The organism is Enterococcus sp. AZ104, assembly GCF_050546705.1.
GTDB lineage: Bacteria > Bacillota > Bacilli > Lactobacillales > Enterococcaceae > Enterococcus > Enterococcus faecalis.
Genome location: NZ_CP172952.1, coordinates 2,483,331 through 2,499,500, shown reverse-complemented (window position 1 = coordinate 2,499,500; position 16,170 = coordinate 2,483,331). Strand labels below are relative to the sequence as shown.

Genomic DNA, 16,170 nt, shown 5'->3' with positions numbered 1-16,170 from the left:
CTATTTTATGGAAAGCCAATTTTATCTAACGGATAATAACGAAAAGTCAAAACACCTTCCACACTCGCTTGTTTAACAAAGCCAAAATAACGACTGTCGTCTGAGCGCGGGCGATTATCCCCCAAGACAAAATACATGCCTTCTGGAACGGTCAGGGATTGGGTGGCTTCTAAGGTCTCTAAGGTAAAATCTTGGGTATAATTTTCATTTTTAGAGACATTTCGTTTAGCACTTGCTAAGTAATCTTCACTGAGTGATACACCATTAATATAAAGGGTATCATCGCGATACTCGACTGTTTCGCCAGGTAAACCAATTAAACGTTTGGCTACTCGTTGGCCGTTGCGAGGACTAGGGAAAGCGATAATATCAAAGCGCTGTGGCTTTTTAATCGAGGTCACCCATAAACGGTCGTTGTTATGAAGTGTTGGTTCCATTGAAGAGCCGTTCACCGCAGCAGGGGAGAACACATAGTGTCGAATCAGCAAGACAGCGACGACTAACAAAACCAACTGAACCAATCGTTTTAATAATGAGGACATGGACTTCACTCCTTTGTCCTTTTAGTGTACTACAGACAAGGAAAAGAAAAAAGTTTTCCCCTTAAGAAAGGTGTGCTAAAAAACGTTTCATAAAGCGTTGGCGAATTAAAATACCAACATAAGCAGCTGCGACAGCCTTGATGATACCAGGAATAATAAACGGAGCAAACCCGCCAGCGAAAGCGTTTGGCCACGGCAGATTTGCGGAATATTTCAACCAAATCATACCGAAAACTAAGGTAACTAAGGCGCCAGCAATATTTGCGATAATGGCCCAAGTATAGTTAAAGGTTGTTTTTTCTAAAATATAACCAGTTAATAAGCCGTTAAAGATAAAGCCGATTAAATAGCCGCCAGTTGGTCCAAAGAGTACACCGAACCCGCTAGACATCCCAGCGTAAACGGGTAAACCAATTAATCCTAATAAGAAGTAAATTAAAATAGCGTAGGTCCCCGTTCGCTTGCCCAAAACGGTAGCGGTTAAGCCGATGGCAAATGTTTGTCCAGTTAAGGGGACAATCCCCAATGGAATTGTAAATTGTGAAAGTACAGCAATAATCACAGCGAATTCTGCTGCTAAAATTAAAGAGCGTAACGATGCTTTATTCATAAGAAGCCTCACTTTCTATTGTTAACCAATTATTTTTATTTGGTTAACAATAGTTTAGCGGAAGTAAACAATTTTGTAAAGAGGGCAAAGAAAAAAACCTTGCCCAAGAAAGGCAAGGTTTTGAAAGAAGGTAAGAACCGTAGTTCGACCTTTTGAAATCTTAAAGTTTTTGGTTGTAGTATTCAACGACAAGTGCTTCGTCGATTTCTGGGTAAAGTTCATCACGTTCTGGTAAACGAGTGAAGCTACCTTCTAATTTTTCAGTGTCAAAGCTTACGAATGCTGGACGTCCAACAGTTGCTTCAACCGCTTCTTTAATTGTTGAGATGTTTTGAGATTTTTCACGAACACCGATCACTTGACCAACTTCAACGTGGTATGATGGAATATCAACACGTTTGCCGTCTACAGTGATGTGGCCATGGTTAACTAATTGACGTGCTTGACGACGAGTAGTTGCAAGACCTAAACGGTAAACAACGTTATCTAAGCGTTGTTCTAGTAAAACCATGAAGTTAACACCGTGTTTACCTTCTTTGATTTTGCTTGCTTTAATGAACAACGTACGGAATTGACGTTCGTTCATGCCATACATATGACGTAATTTTTGTTTTTCAGTTAATTGCATTCCGTATTCAGAAACTTTACCACGGCTGTTAGGTCCGTGTTGTCCTGGTTTGTAAGGGCGACGAGCTAGTTCTTTACCAGTACCTGATAAAGAGATACCTAGACGACGAGATACTTTCCATGATGGTCCAGTATAACGAGACATTAAAAATTCCTCCAATAAATAAATGTTTTTTTGGAGTAAAATAATTAGATGAAAAATTCATATTCGTTCAGTTCATTCTTCAACCTTCGCCTTTGCAGCCGCGGTTACGCAGTTGAACCAAGTTTGGCAATGAACTGTTGACGAGTTATTATTCTTCTGCTGCAATTATTTTACACAAAATCTAGTATACTTAATAGGATAGGAAACGTCAAGGTTTTAAAGTGAAATATGAAAAAAAGGTAGACAAAAACACTTTTCCTCATTAGAATAAGGGGAGATGTTTTGAAAATATAAGTTGAAAACGGAATGAAAGGGAGTTTACAATGAAGTCTGGTTCACCATTGTTTGAACAAATTGATAAATCCATCGACAAGAAAGTGAATTTATTCTCAAACAGCTTTTCCCGCTACGCTGTTCGTGCAATGCTTGCTTGTCTATTTTTAACGTTGGGAACAGCCGTTGCTTTTGCAATCGCAATTAAAGGAGAAGGAATTTCTCATGGTTTAGGGAAAATGCTTTACGCCTTCATGTTCAGTTGGTCACTTGTGATGATTTTATATATGAATGCCGAACTTGGTACCTCGAATATGTTGTACATGACTGTTGGGGTCTATCGTAAAAAAGTCAACTTTTCCTTAGCTGCAAAAATTTTATTTACCTGTATCTTATTCAATTTAATTGGTGGCGTCTTGTTTGGTTTCTTGGTATCACTTACGGTGCCGTTCCAAGATTTGCCAAAAGATAGTTTCTTCTTTACATCGATTGCTGGAAAATTAGAAAAAACCACCCTACAGATTTTAGTTGAAGCTATGTTCGCCAATATTGTAGTTAATACAGCCGTATTAGTGAGTATGCGAATGAAAGATGACGCCGGCAAAGTCGCGGCCATTATTTTCATTATCTTTATCTTTGCGTTCCTTGGTTTTGAACACGTGATTGCCAACTTCCCAGCCTTCAGTTTAGCTTACTTTGCTTCGAACGGCGCAATTGAAGCTTTCACAGCTGGTAATGTTGTTCATAATCTGTTCTGGGCCTTTATCGGTAACTTTATCGGTGGTGGCTTAATTATGGGTCTCGGCTATGCCTGGTTAGATAAAGACAACAAAAACTTAACGTATTTTGATTAATTGACCAACCAACTATACTAAAACATGGTACACTGTTTTAGTATAGTTTTTTTATTATAAGGAGCGAAGGAATGGACACACTTCAATTTCAGAAGAACCCAGAAACAGCAGCAAAAATGTCTGCTTATATGAAACATCAATTTGTTTTTGCAGGCATCCCCGCCCCAGAACGTCAAGCGTTAAGTAAACAACTTTTAAAAGAAAGTCATACGTGGCCAAAGGAAAAATTATGCCAAGAGATTGAGGCTTATTATCAAAAAACAGAACGAGAATATCAGTATGTCGCTATTGATTTAGCCCTTCAAAATGTTCGGAGATTTTCATTAGAAGAGGTCGTAGCGTTTAAAGCCTATGTTCCACAAAAAGCGTGGTGGGATAGTGTGGATGCTTGGCGAAAATTTTTTGGGTCGTGGGTGGCGTTGCATCTGACTGAATTGCCAACGATTTTTGCCCTTTTTTATGGCGCTGAAAATTTCTGGAATCGGCGTGTTGCGCTGAATTTACAGTTGATGTTGAAAGAAAAGACCAATCAGGACCTGTTGAAAAAGGCGATTATTTATGATAGAACTACAGAGGAGTTCTTCATTCAAAAAGCGATTGGCTGGTCATTACGCCAATATAGTAAAACGAATCCGCAATGGGTCGAGGAATTGATGAAAGAATTAGTGTTGAGTCCTTTAGCACAACGAGAAGGCAGTAAATATTTAGCGAAAGCGAGCGAATAAGGAGAAATGATGGAAAGAAAACTTTTTGCATTTGATATTGATGGGACGTTGTTAAATTCGGAGAAGAAAGCATTGGATAGCACGAGAGAAGCGCTAGCACAATTGCGGGAGCAAGGACACTTAGTTACGCTGGCAACTGGCAGAAGTCGTTATATGGCGCAAGAGGTGATTTGGGATTTAGATTTTACCAATTACGTATTATGTAATGGCGCCGCGGCTTTTGTGGATCATGAGCAATATTATCAAAATTTATTGCACGCTGAAGCGTTGGAACGTTTGGCACAAGACAGTGATCAACGCGGCTTAGGATTTGCTTGTGTGGGCTTAGATGATATTAAGAAGAGCAACCAGCACCGTGCTGAAAAAATGGAAATTGCGATGAACTCTTTTCATTTTCATTCACCTGCTTATGATGAACACTTTTATCGTCAAAATGATATTTACCAAGCGCTAGCTTTTTATGACGCAGAAGATCAGTGTACGTTTGAAGAAGAATACCCAGAATTTCGCTTTATTCGCTGGCATCAACATAGCGTAGATGTTGTGCCTAAAGATGGCTCAAAATCAGCTACGTTAACGTATTTAGCTAAACGTATGGGCATTGATGCAAAAAATATCATTGCCTTTGGGGACGGCGAAAATGACCGAGAAATGTTAAGCCATGCAGGGATTGGCGTCGCAATGGGCAACGCGAGTCCTTCCATTCAAAAAGTGGCCACAATGGTCACAGATACCAATGATAATGATGGGATTTGGAAAGCCTTAAAAGAAATGAAGGCCATTTAAAAAAACTGCACCGTTTGTCTGAAAACAAACGGCGCAGTTTTTTTTCTTTATTCGATGACTAAAACGCCCTCTTTTAAAGCAAATGGATTTTCTTTGTTAATATGATCGTAGAACATGATGCCATTAATATGATCAATTTCATGTTGAACCACAATCGCTTCGTAGCTTTTTAAACGAACTTTGTGTTTTTCGCCAGCCATGTCAAAATAACTGACAGTAATTTTGTTATGGCGAACGACATACCCAGGTACATCCCGATCGACAGATAAACAGCCTTCCCCTTCACCTAAACATACATCTTGCACAGAATGGCTCAAAATTTTAGGGTTGTACATCACCGTACTTAATGAAGGCGTTTCGTTTTCTGGGTCGTTACTAGGAACATGGACAGCAATAATTCGTTTAGAAATATCTAATTGTGGTGCAGCTAAACCAACGCCACCACGTAATTGTAATTCTTCGGCTTTGACTGGATCTTGACTATTTTTTAAGAAAGTCAACATGTCCTCACCTAATTGTCGGTCTTCCTCAGTGATAGGGACAGGCACTTCTTCTGCCACAGCACGAAGTGTGGGATTCCCTTCACGAATAATATCTTTCATTGTAATCATTCAATGGTTCCTCCTTTGAAACATAAAAAAAATCTTCTTTTATTTATTCATGCGCTGAAATAATCAGTTGTTTACCACCATTTAGTGTATCACAAAATCACCAAAAAAGGGGCTAGATTGTTTAAAAAAACTATCGAATAATAGAGATTAAGCTTGCATTTTAGCGGTGTTTCCTGTAAAGTAAGCTTGTGTGGAAACACACCATCTATCACTTGGTTTAGCGAGTCACCAACGCTTCACTCAGTGATCAGACGAATAATAGAGAAAGAGGTGGAACAAATGGCAATTTCACAAGAAAGAAAAAACGAAATCATTAAAGAATACGCACGTCATGAAGGAGATACTGGTTCTCCAGAAGTACAAATTGCTGTCTTAACTGAAGACATTAACCAATTGAACGAACATGCGCGTACACACAAAAAAGATCACCATTCTTACCGTGGTTTAATGAAAAAAATCGGTCACCGTCGTAACTTGTTAGCTTACTTACGTAAAACTGACATCCAACGTTACCGCGAATTGATCCAACGTTTAGGATTACGTCGTTAATCATTACGTATAAAGCGAGGTTCAATCAGAATCTCGCTTTTTATCTTATTGTCACTATTGAAGGTCCTCTTTGGAAAGTTTTTAGGAACTACTAACCAAATGAAAGAGCAGCAACGACTTGTTACTTTTTCATTTGTTTAGTAGCCGTCTGACTTTTCCAAAGAGCAAGAGTAAAGGAGAAGAATTATGACAGAAAAACAAGTCTTTAAAACAACTTGGGGCGGCCGCCCACTAGAAGTAGAAATCGGCCAATTAGCCAAACAAGCCAATGGAGCTGTCTTAGTACGTTACGGCGATACGGTCGTTTTAAGTGCTGCTGTTGCCTCTAAAGAAGCAAAAGATGTAGACTTTTTCCCATTAACTGTAAACTATGAAGAAAAAATGTATGCGGTAGGAAAAATTCCTGGCGGCTTCATTAAACGTGAAGGTCGTCCAAGTGAACGTGCGACATTAACCGCTCGTTTAATCGACCGTCCTATTCGTCCAATGTTCTCAGAAGGCTTCCGTAACGAAGTTCAAATCACGAATATCGTTATGAGTGTGGATCAAGATTGTACACCAGAAATGGCTGCAATGTTTGGGTCTTCCTTAGCGTTAGCAATTTCAGATATTCCGTTTGATGGACCAATTGCTGGTGTTGACGTTGGCCGTATTAATGGCGAATATGTTTTAAATCCAACGGTAGAACAAGCGGAACAAACAGATATTGAATTAACTGTTGCTGGAACAAAAGAAGCCATCAATATGGTTGAAAGTGGTGCCAAAGAAGTATCAGAAGAAGATATGTTAGGTGCCTTACTTTTCGGTTTTGATGCCATTAAAGAACTAGTGGCGTTCCAAGAAGAAATCGTTGCCGCTGTAGGTAAACCAAAGATGGACGTGGACTTATTACAAGTGGACGCTGATCTTAAAAAAGAAATTTTTGATGCGTACTACAGTACAATGAAAACAGCCGTAATGACGGAAGAAAAATTAGCACGTGAAGTTGAAATTGACAAAGTAAAAGATACAGTCAAAGAAGTTTACGCTGAAAAATTTGCGGAACACGAAGAAGAAGCACAATTACTAAAAGAAGTGAAACAAATTGCGGAAGATCTTGAAAAAGATGTCGTACGTGAGTTAATCACGATCGATAAGATTCGCCCGGATGGCCGTAAATTAGACGAAATTCGTCATTTATCATCAGAAGTAAGTATTTTACCACGTGTGCATGGTTCTGGCTTGTTTACTCGGGGTCAAACACAAGCTTTATCCGTTTGTACATTAGCGCCTTTAGGGGAACATCAAATTATCGATGGGTTGGGTGTCCAAGATAGCAAACGTTTCATCCATCATTATAACTTCCCACAATTCTCTGTTGGTTCAACAGGACGCGCGGGCTCACCAGGTCGTCGTGAAATCGGTCACGGTGCGTTAGGTGAACGTGCCTTAGCACAAATTATTCCATCAGAAGAAGACTTCCCTTACACAATCCGCTTAGTAGCAGAAGTGTTAGAATCAAATGGTTCTTCTTCACAAGCAAGTATTTGCGCGGGAACATTAGCATTAATGGATGCGGGTGTGCCAATTAAAGCGCCAGTTGCAGGTATTGCAATGGGTCTTGTTAGTGATGGCGAAAACTATACAATCTTAACAGATATTCAAGGTTTAGAAGACCACCTTGGCGATATGGACTTTAAAGTAGCGGGAACGAAAGACGGAATCACTGCTTTACAAATGGACATCAAAATCCAAGGAATTACAGAACAAATTTTAACGGAAGCATTAGACCAAGCGAAGAAAGCACGGATGGAAATTCTAGAAGAATTAACAACAACGATTGCTGCTCCTCGTGAAGAATTAAGTCAATATGCACCGAAAATTGAAATGATTCAAATTAAACCAGCGAAAATTAAAGATGTCATTGGTAAAGGTGGCGAAACAATCAACAGCATTATTGATGAAACCGGCGTTAAGATTGATATCGATCAAGACGGTAACGTAAGTATTGCTTCATCAGATGCTGAAATGATTAAAAAAGCCATCAAGATTATTGAAGAATTAACCAAAGAAGTTGAAGTCGGTCAAGTTTACTTAGCAAAAGTTGTCCGCATTGAAAAATTTGGTGCGTTTGTTAACCTAATTAAAGGCAAAGATGGCTTGATCCATATTTCTCAATTAGCAAACGAACGTGTGAACAACGTTGAAGATGTCGTGAAATTAGGCGACGAAGTCCTTGTCAAAGTAACTGAAATTGACAAACAAGGCCGTGTCAACGTGTCAAGAAAAGCATTATTAAACGAAGAAAACAAAGAAAAATAATTTCTTTTTAAACCAACGAAAACCAAGGAAGCTTCCTTTCTTTTCGTTGGTTTTTTCGTTGAAAACAAGCCCTAAAAAAGAAATGATAAAAAAAGCTAAAGACGATCGCCAACTCTTTTGTTTATAGTCAATTAGTGGTAAAATTAATACTATCAGTCTGAAGAATATCTGGGGTGTCTTTGTGAAAAAATTTAATCCAAATAAAAATATAATCATTACCTTAATCTTAGTCATTATTTTAGTAACCATTATTAGTTTAACTGCTGCGCAACGTTCTGAAAAAGGCAAAACCAATGTCGTTCAAGGTGGCGTCAATAATAGCGTTAGTATGGTGGATCGTGTGATTTCTTTTCCAGCTCGTGTGGTGGAAAACGGCTTGTCTTCAATGGGCAATTTAATTAACACGTTTAAAGAAAACGAACGTCTAAAAGAAAAAATTGATAGCTATAATGAATTAGCTGTCCAAAACAATAACTATAAACGTGAAATTGATAGTTTAAAACAAGAATTGAATCTGAACGAAACGTTGGCCAACTATGAAAAAGTAACTGCGAATGTCATTACGCGTTCGCCTGATACTTGGCAAGACTTATTAATTATCGATAAAGGAACCAATGACGGCATTGAAGCGGGCATGGCGGTCATGGCGCAAAAAGGGTTAGTGGGGCGTGTTATTGAAGTCAATGCAACGACTGCAAAAGTGGAACTACTAACGTCTAAAAATGTTAACTCGAACCATTTCCCTGTGCGAGTAACTTCCGCAAATGGCGAATCGTTTGGTTTACTTAAAAATTACGACAATAAGACGAATGCATTAATTGTGTCACAATTAACTGGCGATGCTACTCTGAAAGAAGGCGATGTCGTTCAGACTTCTGGCTTAGGTGGTAATTCCCCAGCCGATTTAGCGGTAGGAACAGTTATTAAAGTGAAACCAGATAGTTTTGGTTTAGATCGTGAAGTCTATGTGAAACCTTATGCGGATGTCTATGGTATCTCCGTTGTGACGGTCGTGAAAAGATCGGCAGGGGAAAGCGAATGATTCGGAAAGAGTATTTAAAATACGTCACACCTATTCTCTTGTTTTTCTTAATGTTAATTGATGCTCATTTAACAAAGTCTTTTGAAACGTGGACAAGTAATGTTTACTTCGCCAGTTCTCATCTGCTATTACTTGCGTTTATGTTTGCCGTTCCTAATTTTTCTAAACGTTATTTATTAATTACTTCGTTAATTTTAGGCTTTATTTGCGATAGCTACTACATTGGCATTATCGGGATTTATACAGTTGCACTGACGATTTCGGTTATGTTGATGTATACATTTAAAGAAGTAATTCAAACAAATTTACTAACTGGTTTTTTTGGGATCGTCATTTTTACCACGTTGTATGAACTGATTGCGGTACTGATTCAAGTGGCCTTTCATTTAGCAGATGTCAGCCCGATTTTATTTATTACGCGTGTGTTGGGCCCTACATTGCTATTGAACATGGTGTGGTATGTTATTTTATCTTATCCACTGAAAAAACTGTTTTCCGTAAAATAAAAATTGAAAATTTTGTTCGTTTGCGAAAAATGCTCATTTGTTAGCATTTTTCGCTTTTTTTATTTTCTTTAAATAACAAAACAATGAGAAGCTTACCCTGGAGACTTGAAGAAAGTTGTGAAAAAAGTGAAGCTTTTTTTTGTCATTTACAAGAAGAAAATTGAAATATTACTGTAACATCCATATTATCTCAGTGACATACAGCTATGCTACAATTGCTCTATCGTTGAAAAAGAGAAATTTATTCAAATTTTAATAAATAATAAAAAAGCTTAACAAAAAAGGATTTTCGGAGGACAACAGATTGAAGAAAAGTGTATTATCGGCTCTAATGGTATGTTCCATTACATTAACAAGCGTAGCGTTGCCATCCGCAGCATTTGCAGATGAATACGATACAAAGATTCAACAACAAGATCAAAAAATTAATGCGTTAACTAGCCAAATGTCAGATGCAGAAGCAAAAGTTGCCGCGATTGAAAATGATATGGTTGAAACGGCCAAACAAATCGATACATTAACAGCTAAAAAGAACAAGCTATCATCAGAAGTATCTAAATTATATAGTGAAATTTCTGATTTGAATGTCCGTATTCAAAAACGTGAAGTACAAATGACAAAACAAGCACGCGATGTCCAAGTGAATGGTCAAAGTGATTCAATTATTGATGCTGTCTTAGATGCAGATTCAGTAGCAGATGCAATTGGTCGCGTTCAAGCGGTCTCAACAATGATGAGCGCCAACAATGAATTACTAGAACAACAAAAAGAAGACAAAGCGACTGTTGAAAAGAAAACAAAGAATGTTGAAAAACAAATTGCTGAATTAGAAGCCGCAACAAAAGAATTAAATGACAAAACAGAATCATTAAAAACATTGAAGATTCAACAAGAAGTGGCTAAAAATGATTTAGAAGCGCAACGTTCTGAAGAACAAGGGAAAAAAGACGACTTCATTAAACAGAAAAAAGAAGCGGAAAAACGTTTAGCAGAAGAACAAGCACGCCAACGTGCAGCTGCTAAAAAAGCAGAAGAACAAGCGGCAGCGCAAGCACAAGCCGCAGCACAAAAAGCGGCAGCAGAGCAAGCGCAAGCAACAAAAGCAGCCAATGAGGCAGCAGCATCAGCCGCTGAAGAAAAAGCCGCAACACCAGTAGTAGAATCATCAACAACTACTGAAAGTACCACAACGCAAGAAACAACAACTTCAAGTACTGAAACAGAAAGTGTTGTAACAACACCTGCAGCAGCACCTGAAAAAGAAAAAGAAGTTCCTGTAACTAACCCAACGACTCCTGAAAAAGGTAATGAAGCAAAACCAGGGAATGGTGGCGTGACTTCAGGAAAACAAGCCGCAATTAATGCAGCTTTAGCAGATGTTGGTAATTCTTATGCAACAGGTTGGAATCAACCAGGTGAATGTTTAGTATCTGTTCGTCGCTGGTTAGCGGCAGGCGGTATTAACTTCGGTTATGGTGGTCCAAACAGTGGCTATGTTGCTTCTGGCGCAACACAAGTTAGCTGGAGTAACGTGCAACCAGGCGATGTTGTTCAATATGAAAGTGCCTATAGTCCAGATAGCTGGATTGGTGGCGTGCATACTGTCTTAGTTACAGGTGTAAGTGGTGGAAGTGTCCAAATCGTTGAAGCAAACAACCCAGGAGGATCTGGTTATGTTTCTTCTAACTCTAACTGGTCACCAGCACCACCAGCTGGATTCCGCGCTGTTGTATGGCGTTTTCCAGGCTAAATAGTCATCTATTAATAATTGATAACAAGGAGTGGTAACTAACAAAAATCGTTAGTTGCCGCTTTTTTTATTCATTTAATTTTAAATATATGCATAAAATGTATCTGAAAATATTGTAATCTGGCCGTTTTTTTGCAATTATAGAGGTATATACATATTAGGAGCGGAGGAATCAGCATGAGCGGAACGCACGATACAAAACAAGCAATCGCTTCAGCTTTAATAGAATTATGTGAACAAAAGGATTTTCGTAAAATAAGTGTCCAAGATATTACCAAAAAAGTGGGCTTGAATCGTCAAACATTTTATTATCACTTTACAGATAAATATGATTTATTACGTTGGATTTATCGTCACGATGCATTGATTTACTTAGAAACAGATATTTGTTTGGAAAACTGGGAGGAACAAGCCCTGAAGTTATTAAAAGCGATTAAAGAGAAGAGCCATTTCTACTATACAACGGTGACCTCAGATTCAGAAGTTCTTCTTAATGTTTTTTCCGCTTCGACCAATCGCTTATTTATTTCATTATTTGAACAAGTCGATGTTGAGAACCATTTAACAGATAAAGACAAACAATTTTATGCGAATTTCTTTTCCTATGGATGTAGCGGCGTCTTAACGAAATGGATTCTTGAGGAATATCCTCAGACTCCTTTGGAAATGGCGACGCAATTATTCCGTTTAGCGAAAGATACAGAATTTATGGCTTATCATTTGTATGAACAAGAAGCCAATGAGTAATGTGTGAAGGATAAAAAGTCTTATGAAGGAGTGAAACGTTGTGGTAACTGTGTTATTTGTTTGTTTAGGCAATATTTGTCGCTCGCCAATGGCAGAAGCGATTTTTCGTCAGAAAGTCCAACAAGCCGGTTTAGAATCGACTATTCAAGTATTTTCAGCAGCTACTAGTCACTGGGAAGTTGGCAGTCAGCCACATAAGGGAACCAGAAAAATTTTGGAGCAACAAGGAATTTCCTATCAAGGAATGCGGGCGACACAAATCCAGCCAAGTGATTTTAAAAAATATGACTATATCATTGGGATGGATGCGAATAATGTGGCCGATTTAAAAGCATTAGCTCCTCAAGAAGAGCAACGGCGGATTCATTTATTTATGGAAGTTGTGGTTGGTAAAGAAACCATGGACGTACCTGATCCTTATTATACTGGTGATTTTGAGGAAACTTACCGCTTAGTGGAAGCAGGTACCTCAGAATGGTTGAAAAAAATAAAAGCACAGCTGAAAGATTAGGACTATAGTCCGATAGTACTTTCTGTTTCCCCTTGGTACAATAGTGTTAACAAATTGTTCAGGGAAAAAGAGACAGGAGGGAAGTAAGATGAACAGTAGTTATTTATCCTATGTTTTTGAATTGAGTTTGTATTATTTATTGTTGATAATGAGTCTGCCGCTAGTGTATGCTGTCACGTATCATTTATCTTTTAGTAGTATGTATACAAGTGAATGGTTAATGATCTCTGTTTTCTTATCTCCGTTAGTTTTATTATTTGCAGGTATTCGTTATGGTTTTGCTCGTCTGAAACAGCAAGAACGCCAAGTGATGAAATAAAGCAAAAAATCCTTGAAAAGTGTCAAAACTTTTCAAGGATTTTTTTATTAAGCCACCCAATCGGCTAAGGTTTTTTGCTCCAATTGGAAAGCCTTTAACATATCGTCGTTGGCGTCTTTAATAGGCGTCGTTGCTGCTAATGTTCCTTGAACAGCAATTCGCGTCGTTGCTTGTAAATCGCCACAGGTAATTAAGGTAATCATATTTTGACCAGGAACGTCATCAATTAACTCAACACGGGTTGGTTCGATTTTTTCTACAGAAGTTATTTTGTATGTATAAACAGTAGATAAATCAGTGATATAAATGAGTTCGTCTTTTTTGGTTCTTTCTAAAGGTGAAAATAAGGAAACGCCATCTTCCGTTCGATGACTAGCCAAGGCATAATTGTTTTTCCCCATGACTTGATCTTCTTTCATGGTCCCGGCACCAGTTAATAAAGCGACATTGGACAATCCTTTAAAAATGGGCAAATTAATTTCGACACTTGGTATCGCAATGGCACCAATCACAGGTAAGTTTTTGTTTTCAAATTGGGCTTTCATCACCGCTTCTGTGCTCAAGGACTCAACTGAATCAAAGTCAAACGTTGTTTCACGAGCCATATTTTTCTTCACATCAGCTGGTTTCAACTTGCTAACGGCGTACGAGCGGCTATTTTGTTGAACCACCCAACTACGTATCTGATTGTTAAAAATTAAGGCTAAGCCAATGATAAATAGTAAAACTAATAAACTGTTGATTAACCAATTTTTTCCTCTTTTTTTCTCTTTTGGGCGCATATTCTCCCTCCTTTTAATGTATCAAGTTTACCACAATTTATTTGAAAAACCTATTTATTTTCTTTGGGGAATAGGTAAGCTGGCCGGACCTTGATTTAATAAAAAACAACTGAATCGATTGATTTTTCAAAAAAATCCTCATTTTGTAATGGAATTTTAAAGTAAAAGAAACAAGCTTTTCTTTTGAAAATATTGTAAAATGGTAAGGAGGCTAGTAGAGGGGAGATGGGAATTTGCTTGATTTAATTTATGTACATATAGATGTAACCAGCAACGCGGTTTTATCTAAAGGAATTACCCATTCCGATTTTGTTCGTTCAATTGTGCATCATCCACAGAACTTACTATTATTAGATCCTTCTGCCGAAGCTGGCGAATACGATATGCATTCAGGCTTGAAAATTATTCGCGGAGAAGAAAGCGTCAATCGCTATTTTCAATCGCTACAACGTCGTTGGATGACTGAAGAAATTAAATGGATTGACTTTTCCGATGTGACGATGCTAAAAGAGCTAACGCCATTAGAAATTTCGGAACTTCTTTATTTTGGACACATGAAGAATAGTTTGCATTCGCCTTTCTTTTATAAGCTACAAAATGATTTTGTCTTTTTTGAATTTGCAGATCAGATGACGCGTGTCTATTATCGTTATATTGATGAATTTTATCGAATCTTTGCTGATAAAATTACACGTGTTGTTTTAGAAAAAGTGAATCAGAAAAAGGCCTTCTTTAAACGAAATACGCCTGTCGAAAAATTAAGTCCTGAATTACTTAAAAATATGAAAGGTATCTTGCAAGAAGGTGTTATTTTTTGCTTCCAACAAACGGAAGTGGATAAAGAAGAATATCGGATTCCTATTTACTTGGTGGAAGATTCACTTAGCAAGATGAAAAATACCTCTTACCAAAAAGAAGAAATTTTGGCAACGCTTGTCTATAATAGTGAAAAACGCATTTGGCACATTGAACAAGAGAATGATTTCGGTGAAATTTTTATGTTGGCCCATGAAGGCTGAGAGAGCTCTAACTTTATCAACTAAAGTAGGGCTTTTTTTTGTAGCTATGATTTGGATGAGAAATCAAGTATAATAAAATGATAAAAAGGAAAGAAGGTTGTTTAATGAAAAAAATACTCTATGGCTCTATGACTGGCTTGGCACTCTTTTTGGTAGCTGGCTGTACATCCAAAACACCCACAGCTGTTTCATCAACAAATGAACAAAAAGAAACAGTAATATCAACTATTGAAACAAGTTCATCCGTACAACAAGAAGCAACGACGACATCAGAGAAGACAAGTGCGGTAGCTGTCTCTTTAGAAAAAGTAACGACAGCATTTGAGAAAAAATATCCAGAAGCTAAAATAACAAGTCTGCAGTTAGATACAGATTTTGGACGTTATTTTTATGAAATAGAAGGCGTGGATCAGCAAAAAGAATATCAAGTTGAAGTGAACGCAGAAACAGGCGAATTCACAAAAGAAAAAGTTGAAACCTTGGATGCCGATGAACAAAATGGCGTTAAAATGCAAGAAGAGGCACTTGATTTAACAAATATCATTTCCAGAGAACAAGCCACAACCTTGGCTGAAAAAGAAGCGAAAGTCGGCCAGGCAACAGATTGGAAGTTAGAGAAAGAATTAGGAATCACCTATTGGGAAGTGAAAGTGAAAGAGGGCCAACAAAAAATAGAGGTAAAAATCGATGCTCATTCTGGTAAAATTTTGACAACTGAGCGGGACGATTAATGGATAAAAAGTAGCTGGCATGCGTTTGAGTAGGAGTTGATTCCCTTAAATGCTGATCAGCTATTTTTTTGCTTGTTCGACAAACGTGTTTTTCTAAAGTCCCTATGGTAAAATAACGATGTATTAGTGGTTGAGAGCGTCAGAACATAGGAGGAAATTTGTTTGGCTAGAAAAATGGATTTACGTATTTGGGTAGAAGGAACAGTCGTCGCAGCAATGGCAATGGCCCTCTCTTTTTTACCGATTGAATTTGCCAATAGTGGCTTGGACCTATCGTTGGGAATGGTCCCATTAGTTCTTTATTCGTTTCGTCGTGGGTTGCTTCCTGGAGTTGCAGCAGGCTTTGTTTGGGGCATGTTAAATATTATTCTCGGTACAGCCATGAAAAATTTCTTGTCCGTTCCACAGATTATTTTTGAATATCCCTTTGCTTTTGCGTTTGGAGGAATGGGTGGCGTATTCGCTAGAAAAATTCAACTGTATTTTCAAGCGAATCGTTTAAAATCAGCCATTCGTACGATTATTTTAGGAAGTGTTGTCGCAGTCTTCGCCCGTTGGTTTTGGCATTTTTGGGCGGGTGTATTGGTTTGGGGCATGTATGCACCAGAAGGGATGAGCCCATACCTCTATTCTTTTGTACTAAACGGTACGAGTACCGTCGTCAATTGTTTGTATGTAAGTCTAGTTCTAGGCTTATTGGCAAAAGTAGCACCGCAATTATTTGTTCCTAAGAAATAAGT

The 16,170-nt window shown here is 38.1% G+C and carries 19 protein-coding genes; 14 read left to right on the top strand and 5 right to left on the bottom strand.

The window, feature by feature from the left end:
* Positions 1-5: 5 nt before the first annotated feature.
* The 3 genes from lepB to rpsD all read right to left on the bottom strand — a co-directional run bounded on the left by lepB (position 6) and on the right by rpsD (position 1,924).
* Positions 6-542 (bottom strand): signal peptidase I, encoded by a 537-nt coding sequence (gene lepB / locus IGJ37_RS11975; RefSeq protein ID WP_002385230.1) that lies wholly within the window; start codon positions 540-542, stop codon positions 6-8.
* A 61-nt stretch (positions 543-603) separates the two neighbouring features.
* Positions 604-1,152 carry a biotin transporter BioY gene (locus IGJ37_RS11970; RefSeq protein WP_002354975.1) on the bottom strand — a complete coding sequence of 183 codons (549 nt, stop codon included), beginning with the start codon at positions 1,150-1,152 and terminating at the stop codon, positions 604-606.
* 160 nt (positions 1,153-1,312) lie between these two features.
* Positions 1,313-1,924: a 30S ribosomal protein S4 gene (gene rpsD / locus IGJ37_RS11965; protein ID WP_002365342.1), complete on the bottom strand. Its 612-nt coding sequence runs from the start codon at positions 1,922-1,924 to the stop codon at positions 1,313-1,315.
* Between the two features lie 323 nt (positions 1,925-2,247).
* On the opposite strand from rpsD, the gene IGJ37_RS11960 reads away from it, so the two are divergent.
* The 3 genes from IGJ37_RS11960 to IGJ37_RS11950 all read left to right on the top strand — a co-directional run bounded on the left by IGJ37_RS11960 (position 2,248) and on the right by IGJ37_RS11950 (position 4,562).
* Positions 2,248-3,051 (top strand): formate/nitrite transporter family protein, encoded by an 804-nt coding sequence (locus IGJ37_RS11960; RefSeq protein ID WP_002365340.1) that lies wholly within the window; start codon positions 2,248-2,250, stop codon positions 3,049-3,051.
* 71 nt (positions 3,052-3,122) lie between these two features.
* On the top strand, positions 3,123-3,776 hold the full coding sequence (locus tag IGJ37_RS11955) for a DNA alkylation repair protein (protein WP_002354978.1): 654 nt from the start codon (positions 3,123-3,125) through the stop codon (positions 3,774-3,776).
* Between the two features lie 9 nt (positions 3,777-3,785).
* On the top strand, positions 3,786-4,562 hold the full coding sequence (locus IGJ37_RS11950; RefSeq protein ID WP_325815203.1) for an HAD family hydrolase: 777 nt from the start codon (positions 3,786-3,788) through the stop codon (positions 4,560-4,562).
* A 47-nt stretch (positions 4,563-4,609) separates the two neighbouring features.
* Here the strand turns inward: IGJ37_RS11950 and def are convergent, their stop codons facing one another.
* Entirely contained in the window at positions 4,610-5,173 is a 564-nt protein-coding gene (def, locus tag IGJ37_RS11945; protein ID WP_033599817.1) for a peptide deformylase, read from the bottom strand.
* Positions 5,174-5,452: 279 nt separating this feature from the next.
* Here def and rpsO point away from each other — a divergent pair, with 279 nt between their 5' ends.
* The 8 genes from rpsO to IGJ37_RS11905 all read left to right on the top strand — a co-directional run bounded on the left by rpsO (position 5,453) and on the right by IGJ37_RS11905 (position 12,898).
* Positions 5,453-5,722 (top strand): 30S ribosomal protein S15, encoded by a 270-nt coding sequence (rpsO, locus tag IGJ37_RS11940; RefSeq protein ID WP_002354983.1) that lies wholly within the window; start codon positions 5,453-5,455, stop codon positions 5,720-5,722.
* Between the two features lie 186 nt (positions 5,723-5,908).
* Positions 5,909-8,023 carry a polyribonucleotide nucleotidyltransferase gene (pnp, locus tag IGJ37_RS11935; protein WP_033599818.1) on the top strand — a complete coding sequence of 705 codons (2,115 nt, stop codon included), beginning with the start codon at positions 5,909-5,911 and terminating at the stop codon, positions 8,021-8,023.
* Positions 8,024-8,204: 181 nt separating this feature from the next.
* Positions 8,205-9,065 carry a rod shape-determining protein MreC gene (mreC, locus tag IGJ37_RS11930; protein ID WP_002383273.1) on the top strand — a complete coding sequence of 287 codons (861 nt, stop codon included), beginning with the start codon at positions 8,205-8,207 and terminating at the stop codon, positions 9,063-9,065.
* Complete coding sequence (gene mreD / locus IGJ37_RS11925; RefSeq protein ID WP_002359075.1) at positions 9,062-9,571, top strand: rod shape-determining protein MreD; 510 nt, start codon at positions 9,062-9,064, stop codon at positions 9,569-9,571. The genes mreC and mreD overlap by 4 nt, the downstream gene beginning before the upstream one ends.
* A 331-nt stretch (positions 9,572-9,902) precedes the next feature.
* Entirely contained in the window at positions 9,903-11,321 is a 1,419-nt protein-coding gene (locus IGJ37_RS11920) for a CHAP domain-containing protein (protein ID WP_025187368.1), read from the top strand.
* A gap of 177 nt (positions 11,322-11,498) precedes the next feature.
* Positions 11,499-12,068 (top strand): TetR/AcrR family transcriptional regulator, encoded by a 570-nt coding sequence (locus tag IGJ37_RS11915; RefSeq protein ID WP_002354991.1) that lies wholly within the window; start codon positions 11,499-11,501, stop codon positions 12,066-12,068.
* Positions 12,069-12,108: 40 nt separating this feature from the next.
* Positions 12,109-12,579 (top strand): low molecular weight protein-tyrosine-phosphatase, encoded by a 471-nt coding sequence (locus IGJ37_RS11910; protein ID WP_002365336.1) that lies wholly within the window; start codon positions 12,109-12,111, stop codon positions 12,577-12,579.
* 88 nt (positions 12,580-12,667) lie between these two features.
* Positions 12,668-12,898 (top strand): hypothetical protein, encoded by a 231-nt coding sequence (locus tag IGJ37_RS11905; RefSeq protein ID WP_002385239.1) that lies wholly within the window; start codon positions 12,668-12,670, stop codon positions 12,896-12,898.
* A 47-nt stretch (positions 12,899-12,945) separates the two neighbouring features.
* Here IGJ37_RS11905 and IGJ37_RS11900 read toward each other — a convergent pair whose 3' ends face one another.
* The gene (locus IGJ37_RS11900) at positions 12,946-13,680 is read right to left on the bottom strand and encodes a class A sortase (protein WP_002354994.1); all 735 of its coding nucleotides are present in this window, start codon (positions 13,678-13,680) and stop codon (positions 12,946-12,948) included.
* A 233-nt stretch (positions 13,681-13,913) separates the two neighbouring features.
* Between IGJ37_RS11900 and IGJ37_RS11895 the strand changes: the two genes are divergently transcribed.
* The 3 genes from IGJ37_RS11895 (at position 13,914) to thiT (ending at position 16,168) form a co-directional block, all read left to right on the top strand.
* The gene (locus IGJ37_RS11895) at positions 13,914-14,699 is read left to right on the top strand and encodes a hypothetical protein (protein ID WP_002354996.1); all 786 of its coding nucleotides are present in this window, start codon (positions 13,914-13,916) and stop codon (positions 14,697-14,699) included.
* 77 nt (positions 14,700-14,776) lie between these two features.
* Positions 14,777-15,430, top strand: a complete 654-nt coding sequence (locus tag IGJ37_RS11890) for a PepSY domain-containing protein (protein WP_002392676.1) — start codon at positions 14,777-14,779, stop codon at positions 15,428-15,430.
* 162 nt (positions 15,431-15,592) lie between these two features.
* On the top strand, positions 15,593-16,168 hold the full coding sequence (gene thiT / locus IGJ37_RS11885; protein WP_002354998.1) for an energy-coupled thiamine transporter ThiT: 576 nt from the start codon (positions 15,593-15,595) through the stop codon (positions 16,166-16,168).
* Positions 16,169-16,170: the final 2 nt, after the last annotated feature.